Origin of the sequence: Agrobacterium sp. SOY23 (genome assembly GCF_027212525.1) — a bacterium.
GTDB lineage: Bacteria > Pseudomonadota > Alphaproteobacteria > Rhizobiales > Rhizobiaceae > Agrobacterium > Agrobacterium tumefaciens_I.
Genome location: NZ_JAPWDT010000001.1, coordinates 974,548 through 989,067 on the forward strand (window position 1 = coordinate 974,548; position 14,520 = coordinate 989,067).

General features: G+C 60.3%; 14 protein-coding genes. 8 read left to right on the forward strand and 6 right to left on the reverse strand.

Going from position 1 to position 14,520, the window contains the following annotated elements; genetic code table 11:
• Window positions 1-63: 63 nt before the first annotated feature.
• Complete coding sequence (locus tag O3S81_RS04785; RefSeq protein WP_269341290.1) at window positions 64-1,086, reverse strand: amino acid ABC transporter substrate-binding protein; 1,023 nt, start codon at window positions 1,084-1,086, stop codon at window positions 64-66.
• Window positions 1,087-1,461: 375 nt separating this feature from the next.
• On the opposite strand from O3S81_RS04785, the gene O3S81_RS04790 reads away from it, so the two are divergent.
• Window positions 1,462-2,649 carry a cystathionine beta-lyase gene (locus O3S81_RS04790; RefSeq protein WP_269341291.1) on the forward strand — a complete coding sequence of 396 codons (1,188 nt, stop codon included), beginning with the start codon at window positions 1,462-1,464 and terminating at the stop codon, window positions 2,647-2,649.
• Between the two features lie 14 nt (window positions 2,650-2,663).
• On the opposite strand, the gene O3S81_RS04795 is transcribed toward O3S81_RS04790, so the two are convergent.
• The gene (locus tag O3S81_RS04795; RefSeq protein WP_269341292.1) at window positions 2,664-3,845 is read right to left on the reverse strand and encodes an FAD-dependent monooxygenase; all 1,182 of its coding nucleotides are present in this window, start codon (window positions 3,843-3,845) and stop codon (window positions 2,664-2,666) included.
• A 22-nt stretch (window positions 3,846-3,867) separates the two neighbouring features.
• Window positions 3,868-4,113 carry a zinc-finger domain-containing protein gene (locus O3S81_RS04800; RefSeq protein ID WP_003502857.1) on the reverse strand — a complete coding sequence of 82 codons (246 nt, stop codon included), beginning with the start codon at window positions 4,111-4,113 and terminating at the stop codon, window positions 3,868-3,870.
• A 170-nt stretch (window positions 4,114-4,283) separates the two neighbouring features.
• Here O3S81_RS04800 and O3S81_RS04805 point away from each other — a divergent pair, with 170 nt between their 5' ends.
• The 3 genes from O3S81_RS04805 (at window position 4,284) to O3S81_RS04815 (ending at window position 6,373) form a co-directional block, all read left to right on the forward strand.
• Window positions 4,284-5,060 carry an alpha/beta fold hydrolase gene (locus tag O3S81_RS04805; RefSeq protein WP_269341293.1) on the forward strand — a complete coding sequence of 259 codons (777 nt, stop codon included), beginning with the start codon at window positions 4,284-4,286 and terminating at the stop codon, window positions 5,058-5,060.
• 143 nt (window positions 5,061-5,203) lie between these two features.
• Complete coding sequence (cysE, locus tag O3S81_RS04810) at window positions 5,204-6,028, forward strand: serine O-acetyltransferase (RefSeq protein WP_269341294.1); 825 nt, start codon at window positions 5,204-5,206, stop codon at window positions 6,026-6,028.
• A gap of 141 nt (window positions 6,029-6,169) precedes the next feature.
• Window positions 6,170-6,373 carry a DUF3126 family protein gene (locus tag O3S81_RS04815; RefSeq protein WP_003524869.1) on the forward strand — a complete coding sequence of 68 codons (204 nt, stop codon included), beginning with the start codon at window positions 6,170-6,172 and terminating at the stop codon, window positions 6,371-6,373.
• Window positions 6,374-6,428: 55 nt separating this feature from the next.
• On the opposite strand, the gene O3S81_RS04820 is transcribed toward O3S81_RS04815, so the two are convergent.
• A complete protein-coding gene (locus O3S81_RS04820) occupies window positions 6,429-7,823 on the reverse strand; it encodes a cytochrome P450 (RefSeq protein ID WP_269341295.1) in 1,395 nt (464 codons plus the stop codon).
• A gap of 136 nt (window positions 7,824-7,959) precedes the next feature.
• Here O3S81_RS04820 and O3S81_RS04825 point away from each other — a divergent pair, with 136 nt between their 5' ends.
• Window positions 7,960-8,601, forward strand: coding sequence for a TetR/AcrR family transcriptional regulator (locus O3S81_RS04825; protein WP_442864866.1), 642 nt, complete (start codon window positions 7,960-7,962; stop codon window positions 8,599-8,601).
• Window positions 8,602-8,704: 103 nt separating this feature from the next.
• Here O3S81_RS04825 and fdhA read toward each other — a convergent pair whose 3' ends face one another.
• Both fdhA and O3S81_RS04835 read right to left on the reverse strand, forming a co-directional pair.
• Entirely contained in the window at window positions 8,705-9,895 is a 1,191-nt protein-coding gene (fdhA, locus tag O3S81_RS04830) for a formaldehyde dehydrogenase, glutathione-independent (protein WP_269341297.1), read from the reverse strand.
• A 159-nt stretch (window positions 9,896-10,054) separates the two neighbouring features.
• Complete coding sequence (locus O3S81_RS04835) at window positions 10,055-10,927, reverse strand: ATP-binding protein (protein WP_269341298.1); 873 nt, start codon at window positions 10,925-10,927, stop codon at window positions 10,055-10,057.
• A 206-nt stretch (window positions 10,928-11,133) separates the two neighbouring features.
• Here O3S81_RS04835 and yajC point away from each other — a divergent pair, with 206 nt between their 5' ends.
• From yajC to O3S81_RS04850, 3 genes are all read left to right on the forward strand, one after another.
• Window positions 11,134-11,481: a preprotein translocase subunit YajC gene (gene yajC / locus O3S81_RS04840; protein WP_003524964.1), complete on the forward strand. Its 348-nt coding sequence runs from the start codon at window positions 11,134-11,136 to the stop codon at window positions 11,479-11,481.
• A gap of 82 nt (window positions 11,482-11,563) precedes the next feature.
• A complete protein-coding gene (gene secDF, locus O3S81_RS04845; RefSeq protein WP_269341299.1) occupies window positions 11,564-14,128 on the forward strand; it encodes a protein translocase subunit SecDF in 2,565 nt (854 codons plus the stop codon).
• Window positions 14,128-14,520: an Mth938-like domain-containing protein gene (locus O3S81_RS04850; RefSeq protein ID WP_269341300.1), complete on the forward strand. Its 393-nt coding sequence runs from the start codon at window positions 14,128-14,130 to the stop codon at window positions 14,518-14,520. The genes secDF and O3S81_RS04850 overlap by 1 nt, the downstream gene beginning before the upstream one ends.

Consider the following 14,520-nt stretch of genomic DNA (forward strand, 5'->3'; position numbering starts at 1 on the left):
ATTTTAAAATGGAGGCCGGGCGTTGCCCAGCCTCCTGTCATGATCCAGCCGATGATGGGCCGATCAACGGACCGGCGGTGCGTATTGCAGGCCGCCCTTGGTCCACAGCGCGTTCTGGCCACGCTCGATCTTCAGCGGCGAGCCCGCACCGACGTTGCGGTCGAAGACTTCGCCGTAGTTGCCCACCAGCTTGACGATGTTGTAGGCCCAGTCATTGCCGACGCCGAGATCGGTACCGATCTTGGTGCCTTCTTCCGTGCCGAGCAGACGCTTCACGTCCGGGTTGGCACTGGTCTTCTGCTCGTCAACGTTCTTGGAGGTGATGCCAAGTTCTTCGGCGTTGACCATCGCATAGTGAACCCAGGTCACGATGTCGAACCACTGGTCGTCACCCTGGCGAACGGCCGGTCCGAGCGGCTCCTTGGAGATGACTTCCGGCAGAACGATGTTGTCGTCCGGGTTCTTCAGCTTCAGACGGATTGCATAAAGACCCGACTGGTCGGTGGTGTAGACGTCGCAACGGCCGGCATCATAAGCGGAGGTCGCGTCGGCTTCCTTTTCGAAAACGACCGGGTTGTACTGCAGATTGTTGGTCTTGAAGTAGTCGGCGAGGTTAAGCTCGGTGGTCGTGCCGGTCTGGACGCAGACGGCGGCGCCGGAAAGCTCAAGCGCGGACTTCACGTTCAGGCCCTTCTTGGCGATGAAGCCCTGACCGTCATAATAGTTGACGGTGCGGAAGTTGAAGCCAAGCGAGGTGTCGCGGCTGATCGTCCAGGTGGTGTTACGGGTCAGAACATCGACCTCACCGGACTGGAGAGCCGGGAAACGGTCCTTGCTCGAAAGTGCGACGAACTTGGCCTTCGTAGGATCGCCGAAAACCGCAGTGGCAATACCACGGCAATAGTCGACATCGATGCCGGACCATTCGCCCTTGTCATCGGGATTGGAAAATCCCGGAATGCCAGCGCTTACGCCGCAGGTGACGAAACCTTTCGACTTCACGTCCTGAAGCGTCGCAGCCGAAGCGACCGAGGCTCCTCCCAAAACTGCTGCGCCGATGGCGGCTGACAGAATTGCCTTTTTCATTTTTCCCAACCTTTGTTTGTTATCGTCGATGGAAGGGGACCGGCATGTTTGTTTTACCCCAGCTCCCCCTTCAGCAAGACCTTTTCGATCCGCTTTTTCTATCACAATCGCAATTGGCAGCGGGGTCAAGACGTGCGGGCAATAATTGTGCCTATAAAACGGAATTTTCCAATTTTTGGTCGGGAAGTGTGCAAAGGGTGAAAATATAAGCATATTTTTGCGGAAAATTGCACTTGCACTAAATTTGTATACTTCTTGTATTCTGCTTCGCGATGGATCAATCGGCCATATTCGATGCCCGCTGCGGGACTTGACCTTGCGGTGCGCTCTCAGCATTGTCGCACCCGTCAATGTTCCTTCGAAAGCTGATCTGAAATGACCAAAACCAATGACCTGCTTTCCGCCGCAGGTGTGAATACGCGCCTGACCCATGGCGGCAACGATCCCGCGGACTGTTTCGGTTTCGTCAATCCTCCCATCGTGCGCGGCTCGACCGTACTTTTTCCCGATGCGGAGACGCTTTCGACCGAAAACCAGAAATACACCTACGGCACCCATGGCACGCCGACGACGGACGCGCTGTGCAATCTCGTCAATGAGCTGGAAGGTTCTTTCGGAACCATTCTCGTGCCCTCCGGGCTTGCTGCGATTACCGTGCCGTTTCTGGCCTATCTTAGTGCGGGCGATCACGCTTTGGTGGTTGATTCCGTCTATTTCCCGACCCGCCGCTTCTGCAATACGATGCTGAAGAAGCTGGGTGTCGAGATCGAATATTACGATCCGGCGATCGGCGAGGGTATTGAGGCGCTCATCCGGCCGAACACGAAGCTGGTGCATCTGGAAGCACCGGGTTCCAACACTTTCGAGATTCAGGATGTGCGGCTGATTACCGAGATCGCTCACCGGCACGATTGCGTGGTGACGATGGATAATACCTGGGCGACGCCGCTTTATTTCAAGCCGCTCGATTTCGGCGTCGACATTTCCATTCACGCCGCCACCAAATATCCATCCGGCCATTCCGATGTACTGATGGGCTTCGTTTCGGCCAATGAGAAGCACTGGAAGGCGCTTTATCAGGCCAATGCCAATCTTGGCATCTGCGTCACGTCCGACGATGCCTACCAGATCCTGCGCGGCATGCGCACCATGGGAATCAGGCTGGCGCACCATCAGAAAAGCGCGCTCGACATCGCCACATGGCTGGAGAGCCGGGACGATGTCGTTCGCGTTCTGCATCCGGGCCTGCCGAGCTTTGCCGGGCATGAACTCTGGAAGCGCGATTTCAAGGGCGCGAGCGGCGTCTTCTCCTTCGTGCTGAAGGCGGAAGAAGGCAAATACAAGCAGGCGGCGGCCGCCTTTCTCGATGCGCTGAGCTTCTTCGGGCTTGGTTATTCCTGGGGCGGATACGAATCGCTTGCCGTCTCGGTCTCGCTCATCGACAGGACCATCGCCAAGGGCCCATCGGAAGGGCCGGTCATCCGCCTCCAGATCGGGCTCGAGGATATCGCCGATCTCAAGAAGGATCTTGAGGCCGGATTTGCGGCGGCGGCCGGGGTCTGACCCAGCCCCAACCCTCAGCCCTTCGCGCGGTAGCCGTAGAGCCAGTCGAAGTCCTTCAGGAACGCTTCCGTGGGGCGGGTGGAAAACACCAGGTCGCGGGCAATCCGGACCGGACCTTTGGCATGATAGGCAAAACGATTGAGAGAGGCCCGCTTGCGGGCCTTTTCTATGCGCGGGAGACGCAAGGCCTCGAAGGCGGCAAGGGCCTGTGGCACGGGCAGGGGCTTTTCGCCATTACTGCCGGCCACTGCGCCCGCAAGTTCAAACGCATCCTCTATCGCCATGGCCGCGCCCTGTGCGGCAAACGGCATCATGGCGTGTGCCGCGTCGCCGATCAGCACCGTGTCGCGGCCATTGTGCCAGCGGCCGGGGCCGGCCTGATAGAGCGGCCAGAAGGTCGGGCTTTCGGATGAATTCAAGAGCCGCAGCAGATCCGGGCTGAACCCGCGAAACTGCTCCAGCAGCAGGGCTTTCTGCCGTCCGCTCGATTCCGCCCGCCATGTCGCGCCGGGATCGGCGCCGAGGGCGATGGCAACGATGTTGAAACCGCCGACTTCCTTCAGCGGATAAGCGACGATATGGCCGCCGGAGCTGAGATAGGCCGTGACGGCGCTCTTGTTGATGGCGGATGGAACATCGCTGTCGGTGACCGTAAAGCGCCAGGCCACATTGCCGGAGAAGGTGGCGGTGGGTGCGGCAGGCACGGCAAAACGGGCTGCCGACCAGACGCCGTCCGCGCCGACGACCAGGTCGTGATCGCGAAACGTCGTCGCGGCAATGACATCCGCGGTTGCATTCTCGATTCGTTTGCCAAGATGCAGCCGGCAGAGCGGATTGCGCTTGACCGCATTCAAAAGCGCGCCTTGCAGCGTCGAGCGGTGCAGCACGCCATAGGGGGCGCCCCAGCGGCTGCGGGCGACTGCGCCCATCGGCAGGGACAAGAGCGTGGCAAGGGATTTTCCCGAGGCGAGATCGACGCTCACCGGCTCGGTCCAGCGTGCCTCGATTTCCGGCAGCACGCCAAGCGTGGCCAGGATGCGGGCGGCATTGGGCGACAGTTGCAGGCCGGCACCCACTTCGGTCAGTTCGCCGGCCTGTTCGATGATGTCACAGTCGATGCCGTGCCGGGCAAAGGACAGGGCGGCGGTGAGACCGGCGATGCCGGCACCGACGATGGCCACGGATTTTATGGGCATGATGCGCCCCGATCGGGAAAGGTCAGGCGGCCTTCACGTGGAAGACGCAGCCGGGGGGATTGGTCTGCTCGGCCTTCAGCGACGGATTGTAGCGGTAAAGGGTGGAGCAGTAGGAACAGACCTTCTCGTTGTCGTCGCCCATATCGATGAAGATATGCGGATGATCGAAAGGCACGGAAGCGCCGGTGCACATGAATTCCTTGACGCCGATCTCGATCATGCGGTGTCCGCCATCGTTCTGGAAGTGGGGAATGGAATGCCCGGCCATGTTCGTCTCCAAATGCAATATCGTTATCGAGCCGCGATCCGTCTTCGCGCATCGGCTCGTCGTCGCGGATATGTAGCCTCAAACGCATTGCATCTCCATAAAAATCGTCAGCAAAACATGGTCAATTCATCGAATTCCTGCCATATGGTCCGGCAAAAAGGATGTCCTTGATGAATCTCAACACGCCGCAATTTTCCGATTTTTCCCATGACGGCCTTCGCCTTGCCTATTTCGACGAGGGCGATCCGGCGGGCGATCCGGTTTTGTTGATCCACGGCTTCGCCTCCAGCGCCAATGTTAACTGGGTGCATCCCGGTTGGCTGAAGACGCTGGGAGATGCGGGCTACCGGGTGATCGCCATCGACAATCGCGGCCATGGCGCAAGTGACAAGCCGCATGATCCGGAAGCCTATTATCCGTCGGTCATGGCGGGTGATGCGGTGGCGCTGCTCAATCATCTCGGCATCGCCGAAGCCCATGTGATGGGTTATTCCATGGGCGCGCGCATTTCGGCCTTTCTGGCCATGGCCCATCCGGAGCGTGTGCGCTCGCTGGTGTTCGGCGGGCTTGGCATCGGCATGGTCGAAGGTGTGGGCGACTGGGATCCGATCGCCGAGGCGCTTCTGGCACCTTCGCTCGATGTCGTCACCCATGAGCGCGGCCGTATGTTCCGCGCCTTTGCCGACCAGACGAAAAGCGACCGGCTGGCGCTCGCCGCCTGTATCGAGACGTCGCGGGTTCTCGTCAGCCGCGAACAGGCCGAAAAGATCGACGCGCCGACGCTGATCGCGGTCGGAACGAAGGACGACATCGCCGGATCGGGTGCGGAGCTTGCCGCGATCATGCCACATGCGCGGGCGATCGACATTCCCGGCCGCGACCATATGCTGGCTGTCGGTGACCGGGTGTTCAAGGCGGCGGTTCTGGAGTTCTACCGATCGCTGTGAGCGCCGGCGGCGAGAAACGGTTTTTCATGCTGCATGAAGAAAAACTGAATCCTTGCCGTCTTTAAAGTCGGCATTCGAATCCCATTTCTAATGCACGTCTTTTTCTGTATAAAGAACGACCACTGCAAACGAGGAGACCATTCATGGTCGCACGTACCGAGGCCCGTCAGCCCGAACAGCTGGCGATCGTCGATCCGATCTGGGGCAGCCTGCTCAATGAGGCGCGTAGCGCTGCGGCGCAGGACCCGCTGCTTTCTGCCTTCCTTTATTCGACGATCCTCAATCACCGGTCCCTCGAAGAGTGTGTGATCTACCGTATCTGTGAGCTTCTCGATCATCCCGACATGCAGGCCGTTCTTCTGCGCCAGACCTTCCAGGACATGCTGGATGACTGGCCGGAATGGGGAAGCGTGCTGCGCGTCGATATCCAGGCCGTTTACGACCGTGATCCGGCCTGCACGCGCTTCATGGAGCCGCTGCTCTATTTCAAGGGGTTCCAGGCCATCCAGACCCACAGGCTGGCGCACTGGCTGCTGCAGAAGGGTCGCAAGGATTTCGCGCTTTATCTGCAAAGCCGCTCGTCCAGCATCTTCCAGACGGATATCAATCCGGCTGCGCGCATCGGCAAGGGCATCTTCCTCGATCACGCCACCGGGCTGGTGGTCGGCGAGACGGCTGTCATCGGCGACAACGTCTCCATTCTCCATGGCGTGACGCTCGGCGGCACCGGCAAGGAGGGGGCGGACCGCCACCCGAAGATCGCCAATGGCGTGATGATCGGGGCGGGGGCGAAAATCCTCGGCAATATCGAGATCGGCAGCTGCTCGCGCATCGCCGCCGGCTCCGTTGTGTTGAAGCCCGTTCCGCCCAAGACCACGGTTGCCGGCGTGCCGGCACGGGTGGTTGGAGAAGCAGGGTGTTCCGAACCCTCGCGCCTGATGGACCAGCTTATCGGAGCCGATATCTGACGGGGCCTTTTACGCTCTGACGGCGCCTGCATTTTTACGGTCGTCCGTGTGGAAGACACGGATGACTTGCCGCTTTCACTTTACTTTGGCCTTTGTCCCATGCCAAAAGCGGGCCAACGCGAACCGCACAGGAGAATAGTGGTGAAAGCCGACGAAATCAAAAAACTCGACGCCTATTTCAAGCGCACCTTCAATCCGACGATGGTGGTCAAGGCGCGTCCGCGCAAGGACGATTCCGCCGAAGTGTATCTTGGCGAAGAGTTTCTCGGCGTCGTCTACATCGACGACGAGGACGGCGACCGTTCCTACAACTTCTCCATGGCGATCCTCGACGTCGATCTGTGATCGTCACCATCCGGTGACGGATGGGTTTTCGCATTCATCAGTCGCCCGTGGCGGTCTACGCTACGGGCGATTTGTTTTTTCGCTGCCTCACCTGCATCATCAGGCGGTTTTCCGGCCGCAATGTCACCCTCATCAGCGGCTCGACCCTTGCGGCGGAGCTGTTTTCAAGCTGGACGGTCTGCAAAACGACCGCGAGGATAGCGACAGCCTCCATCATGGCGAAGGCGTTGCCGATGCAGACGCGCGGGCCGGCGCCGAAGGGCATATAGGCATAGCGGTGGCGGGCCCTGGTTTCCTCGGGTCCGAAGCGTGACGGATCGAAACGTTCGGGTTCGTTCCAGAGCGCCGTGTGCCGGTGCACGGCATAGATCGGCACATAAAGGACGGTTCCGACCGGAATATCGTGTTCGCCAAGCGTGAAGTCCTGCAGCGCGGTGCGTGTGATGATGGGGGCGGGCGGGTAAAGGCGCATCGCCTCGGAAAACACCTGTCTGGTATAGGTCAGGCGGGCGATGTGTTCGGCGGCGACCGGTTCGCCGGCGGTGACGGCTTCGATTTCCTCGACGACCCTGCGTTCCTCCTCCCTGTTCTGCGATAGAAGATGGAAGGTCCAGGCGAGACCAAGCGCGGTGGTTTCGTGGCCGGCGGTGATGAAGGTCAAGAGATTGTCGACGATTTCCGTATCGCTCATCATGCGCCCGGTTTCGGGATCTTTCGCCTCAAGCAGCATGGAAACAAGATCGGTCTGGCCCATGGGGTTTTGCCGCCGTCCGGTCACCACTGTCGCAAGGCTGGCGCGCAGGTAATCGACCGCCGCGCGGGCCTTGCGCCGGCCGGGATGCGGCAGCCATTCCGGTGCGCCCAGCACGGCGAGCGCGAAGGTCCAACCCGTGGGTTTCAGATAATCGGTGATGCTTTGCTCGACGCGTCCTATGTCGATGCCATGGCCGCCGGACATCATGGTTTCGACGATGATGTCGAAGGTTGTCCGCATCATTTCATGGCTGATATCGATGTCTCCGGAAGGGGACAGATGCCAATGTTGCCCGGTTCGCCGCGCGGAATCGATCATGACAGGCAGCAATTCCAGCAGTTTTTCATGCCGGAAGGCGGCGGCGACGGATTGCCGTTGCCATTTCCAGTGATCGCCATCGGCCGTCAGCAGCCCCTGGCCGAGTGCGGGGCCAAGCGCCCGGCGCACATCCTCCCCCTTGGCGAGCAGATGGGCGTTCTTGACCAGGGCTTCGTGAATAAGGGCGGGATCGGCAAGGTGGACCCGCATCTTGCCGCCGAGACGGCTAAAGACCGCCGGTTCGCTGAAGATCTCCGGCGGCATTGCTTTCAGCGGATTGCGGATAAGCGACAGGGCAAGGCGTGCCGTGGCAAATTTGGAAAGCGACACGGTCCCGGGCGCTTCCGGGGAGGCGGTGCGAAGGTCGGTTCCGGTCATATTTACAGGTCCATTATTCGCGTTGGTCACTTAAATTTCCTTTTAAGGTGTATGCCTTATTTTTAAATATCTAAGGTGCCCACCTTATGCTTCAATGCCAGCTTCACTATCAATGACGAAAAACGGCACCGGGAAGATGACGAAACGCCCTTTATCCACACGCCAGCGCATCCTTGCCGCCACTCTCGCATTGTTTAACGAGCGAGGGCCAGACCATGTGACGACGGCCGAGATTGCGGCGGCGGTGAAAATCAATGGCGGCAATCTCTATTATCATTTCCGCACCAAGGAAGCGCTGGTGCTGGCACTGTTTGCCCGGTTTGAAGCAGATGCGCTGGCGATCGTCGCCAGGATCGACGGAGCCGATGAGGCGGCCTCGGCGACCTATAGCGGCCTTTTGCGGCAGTGGTTTTCGCTGGTGTGGAATTACCGCTTCCTGTTCCGTGATCTGATCGGTCTCGTTTCTTCCGCCCCGGCGCTGGTGGAACCGATAGGCGCCGTCAGCGCGGCCATGCGCGTTGCCGTCGGCGATATTGTCGGTCGTATGGAGAAGGCGGGACTTGCCGCTATTCCGGAACGGGAGCGCCCGGCCGTTCTGACGAATCTGTGGATCGTCTCCACCTATTGGGCGTCCTATCTCAATCTCCAGGAAGGGGTCACGGAATTCGGGCCTCAGCAGATCGACTGGGGCCTGCGCCAGGTATCGAGCCTGTTCCGGCCCTACCTTTCCCCGGAGGCGACGGCAGAACTGGAGGCTATGCTTGCGGCGGAGCCGTAAATTTCACCGAATGGTGACCATGCCGGACTGAAAACAAAGACGCCCGCGATGGATACCATCGCGGGCGTTGTTCATGGGCCGTATTTTCGAACTCTCGGCGACGTCAGGCCGCCTTCAGCAGATCGCCATGCGGATCAAGCACGAACTTGGTGGCCGCGCCCTGATCGAAGCTTTCATATCCCTGCACGGCATCATCAAGGGCGATGATCTTGGCGTTGACGATATCGGCAATCGGCAGGCGGTCGTGCAGGATGGCCTGCATGAGCTGACGATTATATTTCAGCACCGGCGTCTGGCCGGTGTGGAAGGACTGAGCCTTCGCCCAGCCAAGACCGAAGCGTAGCGACAGGGCGCCCTGCTTTGCAGCATTATCGACCGCACCGGGATCTTCGGTGACGTAAAGCCCGGGAATGCCGATCGAGCCGGCGGCGCGGGTGATTTCCATCATCTGGTTAAGAACGATGGCCGGCTGTTCGCCGCCGGAATGGCCGCGTGCTTCAAAGCCGACGGCGTCGATGGCGCTGTCCACCTCGTTAGTGCCGACGATGTCAGCAATCATGTCGCCCAGCCGGTCGCCCTTGGAAAGATCGACGGGTTCAAAACCGACACGTGCCGCGTGGGCGAGGCGATCCTTGTTGAAATCGCCGACCATGACGACGGCCGCACCCAGAATACGGGCGGAAGCGGCAGCGGCAAGACCGACCGGACCGGCGCCCGCGACATAAACGGTGGAGCCGACGCCGACGCCCGCCTTGACGGCGCCGTGGAAGCCGGTCGGCAGAATATCCGACAGCATGGTGAGGTCGCGGATCTTCGACATCGCCTTGTCGCGATCCGGGAATTTCAGCAGGTTGAAGTCGGCATAGGGGATGGTGACATAACGGGCCTGTCCGCCGATCCAGCCGCCCATGTCGACATAACCATAAGCGCCGCCGGCGCGGGCAGGGTTCACCGTCAGGCAGACGCCGGTATCCTGCGACTTGCAGCAGCGGCAACGGCCGCAGGCGACGTTGAACGGCACGGAGACGATATCGCCGACCTGCAGCATCTCGACGTCGATGCCTTTTTCGATGACTTCACCGGTGATTTCATGGCCAAGGACGAGGCCCGGCATCGCGGTGGTGCGGCCGCGCACCATGTGCTGGTCGGAGCCGCAGATATTGGTGGAAATCACCTTGAGAATGACGCCGTGCTCGATACGGCGGCCATCCGGCGCCTCGAGCTTCGGGTCGTCGATATCGCGAACCTCGACCTGACCCGGCCGCATGTAAACGACGCCTCTGTTCCTGCTCATATCCATCTCCTCCGTGGTTGAACACCGTGCCTGCCAGCTCCTCCGCGGGCAGGATGACTCCATGGCGTAGCAAACCATTTGGCGGGAGATGTCGCGTTCGGGAATACGACACGCGTTGTGGCCGTAACGACACCGGCTTTCACCGGCGTCGCAGTGGCGTTATCGGTCGAGCGGTTTTCTGAGGCGGCCAGCGGCATCCTGGATATATTGCCAGGCCACACGGCCCGAGCGGCCGCCGCGGGTCGTCGCCCATTCCAGCGCCTCGTGGTGCAGGGTCTCGCGGTCCAGCCCCAGATCGAAATGCGCGGCATAACTTTCGATCATCGTCAGATAGTCTTCCTGGCCGCATTTGTGGAAACCGAGCCACAGGCCGAAGCGATCGGAGAGCGAGACCTTTTCCTCGACCGCCTCGGACGGGTTGATGGCGGTGGACTGTTCGTTTTCCATCATGTGACGGGGCAGGAGATGGCGGCGATTGGAGGTGGCGTAAAACAGGACGTTGTCCGGCCGTCCCTCGATGCCGCCGTCGAGCGCGGCCTTCAGCGATTTATACGCCGTGTCGTCATGATCGAAGGAGAGGTCGTCGCAGAAGACGATGACGCGCTGGCCGGACGCCTTCATTATGTCGAGCAAAGCGGGCAGGGTGTGGATGTCCTCGCGGTGCACTTCCACCAGCTTCAGGGAAACGCCGCTTGCCGCGCGCACATCTTCGTGAACGGCCTTGACCAGCGAGGATTTGCCCATGCCGCGCGCGCCCCAGAGGAGCACGTTGTTGGCGGCGAAACCTTCGGCGAAACGCAGCGTGTTTTCATGCAGGATATCGCGGACATGGTCGACGCCACGAATGAGCTTCAGCGCGATGCGGTTGGGTCGGGGAACCGGCTGGAGAAAGGAATTCACCGGTGCCCAGACGAAACAATCCGCCGCATTCCAGTCGTTTACGGCGGGTGCGGGGCCGGCAAGCCGTTCCACGGCAATGGTAAGCCGGCGCAGTTCTGAAAGAAGCAGGGAGGCCGTTTCTTCTCGAATCATGGTGTTTCTTCCGCTTGTCTGGTGTTCAAAACTCTCTTTTGCGCCCGGCCTAGCATGGTGTTTCAGGCCCATAAAGGTTAAGAGGTCCGGAATCGGTACGGCGAGGGCCCTGCATCTGTTGCAATCCCGGCGTTCCCCACTATATTCCGGCGGCTTGAAAGCTGGGGCGGCATCCAAGGTCGTGCCGTAATTCTGAGGAGTTTTATATGTTCATTAGTCAAGCTTTTGCCCAGGACGCAGCAGGCGGCGCATCGGCCTTCGGTTCCGGCCTTGAGATGCTTTTCCTGTTTGCGCCGCTCATGGTGGTCTGGTATTTTTTCCTCATCCGCCCGCAGCGCGCGCAGATGAAGAAGCGCCAGGAAACGCTGACCAACATTCGCCGTGGTGACCAGGTCGTTCTCGGCGGCGGCATCGTCGGCAAGGTGACCAAGGTCATCGACGACAATGAACTCGAAGTCGAAATCGCCGAAGGCGTGAAAATCCGTGCCGCTCGTGCCTACATTGCCGAAGTGCGCGTGAAGGGCGAAGTGGTCAAGACGGAAGCCGCTTCCTGATCCTGCCGGACAACCGAGTGTTCGCTTCCGAATTTTGACGGGTTGCGTGCTGCGCGCGACCCCAACCCTGACCGAGATCGAAATGCTTCATTTTTCCCGTTGGAAAACAGTCTTCATCTGGCTGCTTGTGCTGGCAAGCGTCTTCATCGCCTCTCCCAACCTGTTTTCGGACAAGCAGCTGGAGGGCATGCCTGCCTGGTACAAGGACAACAAGGTAACGCTCGGTCTCGACCTTCAGGGCGGTTCGCACATCATGCTCAAGATCGAGCGTACCGACATCGTCAAGGAACGCCTTGAAACGATCGTGGGTGATGTGCGCACGCAGCTCCGCGACGCCAACATCCGTTATTCGGGGCTGACCGGCAACGGCCAGCAGATCCAGGTCCGCATCAGCGATCCCGCTCAACTGGAAGCCGCCAAGACGGCACTCCGTGATCTGACCCAGCCGGTCTCCGCCGGCACGCTGGTCGGCGGCTCCATCACCGAAGTCACGATGAATGATGGCGGCGACAATCTGCTCAGGCTCAACCTGACGGATGAGGGCATCGATTACCGCCTGTCTTCGGCCGTGTCGCAGTCGATCGAAGTCGTGCGCCGCCGCGTCGACGAAGTCGGCACAACCGAGCCGCTCATCCAGCGCCAGGGTTCCGACCGCATCATCGTGCAGGTGCCGGGCCTTCAGGATCCGCAGCGCCTGAAATCGCTTCTCAACCAGACGGCAAAGCTCTCCTTCCGCATGGTCGACACGACGATGCCGGTGCAGGAGGCCATGAATGGCCGTCCGCCGGCAACGTCTGAGGTTCTCTATTCGCAGGACGATCCGCCGGTTCCTTATCTGGTGGAACGCCGCGCACTCGTCTCCGGCGACAATCTCGTCGACGCGCAGGCAAGCTTCAACCAGCAGACCAACGAACCGGTCGTCACCTTCCGCTTCGACAGCCGCGGCGCGCAGCGCTTCGCGCAGGCGACGCAGCAGAATGTCGGCAAGCCTTTCGCCATCGTGCTCGACAACCAGGTCATTTCCGCGCCTGTCATCCGCGAGCCTATCATCGGCGGTTCGGGCCAGATCTCCGGTAATTTCTCGGTGCAGGGCGCGAATGACCTCGCCGTTCTGCTGCGCGCCGGTGCACTGCCGGCCACGCTGACGGTCGTCGAAGAACGCACGGTCGGCCCGAGCCTCGGTAACGACTCCATCACCGCCGGCCTGACGGCCAGTGCCATCGGCGCCATCGGCGTCCTCATCTTCATGTTCGTTTTCTACGGCTTCTTCGGCCTGCTCGCGAATATCGCCCTTGTGGTCAACGTCGTCATGCTGTTGGCCGTCCTCAGTGTGATCGGATCGACGCTGACACTACCGGGTATTGCCGGTATCGTTCTGACCATCGGCATGGCGGTGGATTCCAACGTTCTGATCTATGAGCGCATACGCGAGGAGGTGAAGAGCGGCAAACCGCTGATCCAGTCCCTGGATAACGGTTTCACCCGTGCCTTTGCGACGATCATCGATGCCAACCTGACGACGCTGATCGTGGCGAGCGTTCTGTTCTACATGGGCACCGGTCCGGTCAAGGGCTTCGCCGTTACGCTTGCGGTCGGTATCATCACCACCGTCTTCACCGCCTATACGCTGACGGCATGGATGTTCGGCTACTGGGTTCGCCGCAGCCGCCCGAAGCACCTGCCGAAGGGTGTTCGCACCGCCATGTTCGACGGCCGCGACATTCCCTTCATGCGGTATCGTCGCGTCGTGTTCATGATCACCGGCGCAGTCATGCTCGCCTGCATCGGCGGCTTCATCGGCAAGGGTCTGAACCTTGGTATCGACTTCCAGGGCGGTTCGGTCATCGAGGTGCGCGCCAAGCAGGGTGAGGCGGATCTCGCCGATATCCGCGAGCGTCTGAATCAGCTGAACCTCGGTGAAATCCAGGCGCAGAACTTCGGTACGCCGCAGGATGTCCTCATCCGCATCCAGGCGCAGGACGGCGGCGAAAATGCCGAGCAGTCGGCCATCACGCTGGTGCGCGGCGAACTTGAAGCCAACTACGATTTCCGTCGCGTTGAAGTTGTCGGTCCGGCCGTGTCGGGTGACCTGACCTTCACCTCCACGATCGGCATCCTGCTCGCGATGAGCGCGATCATGGTCTACATCTGGGTGCGCTTCGAATGGCAGTTTGCGCTCGGTGCGGTCATCTCCATGGTGCACGACGTGGTCTTCACGATCGGCCTCTTCGTCTTCCTGGGGATAGAATTCAACCTCACCAGTATCGCGGCGATCCTGACGATCATCGGTTATTCGCTGAACGACACCGTCGTGATTTACGACCGTATCCGTGAGAACCTCAGGCGATACAAGAAGATGCCGCTGTCGATGATCATCGACGTATCGCTGAACCAGACGCTGTCGCGTACGATCCTCACCGGTCTGACCGTGCTTCTGGCACTTCTGTCGCTGTACCTCTTCGGTGGCGAAGTCATCCGCTCCTTCACCTTCGCCATGCTGTTCGGTGTCGGTATCGGCGTGTTCTCGTCGCTTTATATTGCCGCTCCGGTGCTGATCGCCTTCAAGCTGCGTCCCGACAGCAAGGATGCGGAAGACGAGAAGGATGAAAAGCCCGGTAGCGCCATTGGCGGCAAGCCTGCCGTCTGATGGCTGGCGGGATTGAAATACGCCCGGCCCATTTTCCCGGCCGGGCGCCCATCGATGCCTATGGCAATGGCGGTTTCCGCTTTGCCGACATGTCGCATCGCGGCTCCCTTCTGCTTTTGCCTTCGGGCATTTACGGGTGGGAGCCCGTTGATGCGAAAGAACTGACCGTCGCGCATTTCGAAAAGGTTCTGGCGGAAGCGCAGGATATCGAGGTGCTGCTGATCGGCACGGGTGACGGTATGCGGGTCCTGCCGAAAGAATTGCGTGCCGCCTTCAAGGAGGCGGGCATTTCGGTTGACCCGATGAGCACGGGTGCTGCCGTGCGCACCTATAATATCATGCTTTCGGAATCGCGTGCCGTAGCGGCGGCGCTGATTGCCGTCGAAGGCTGA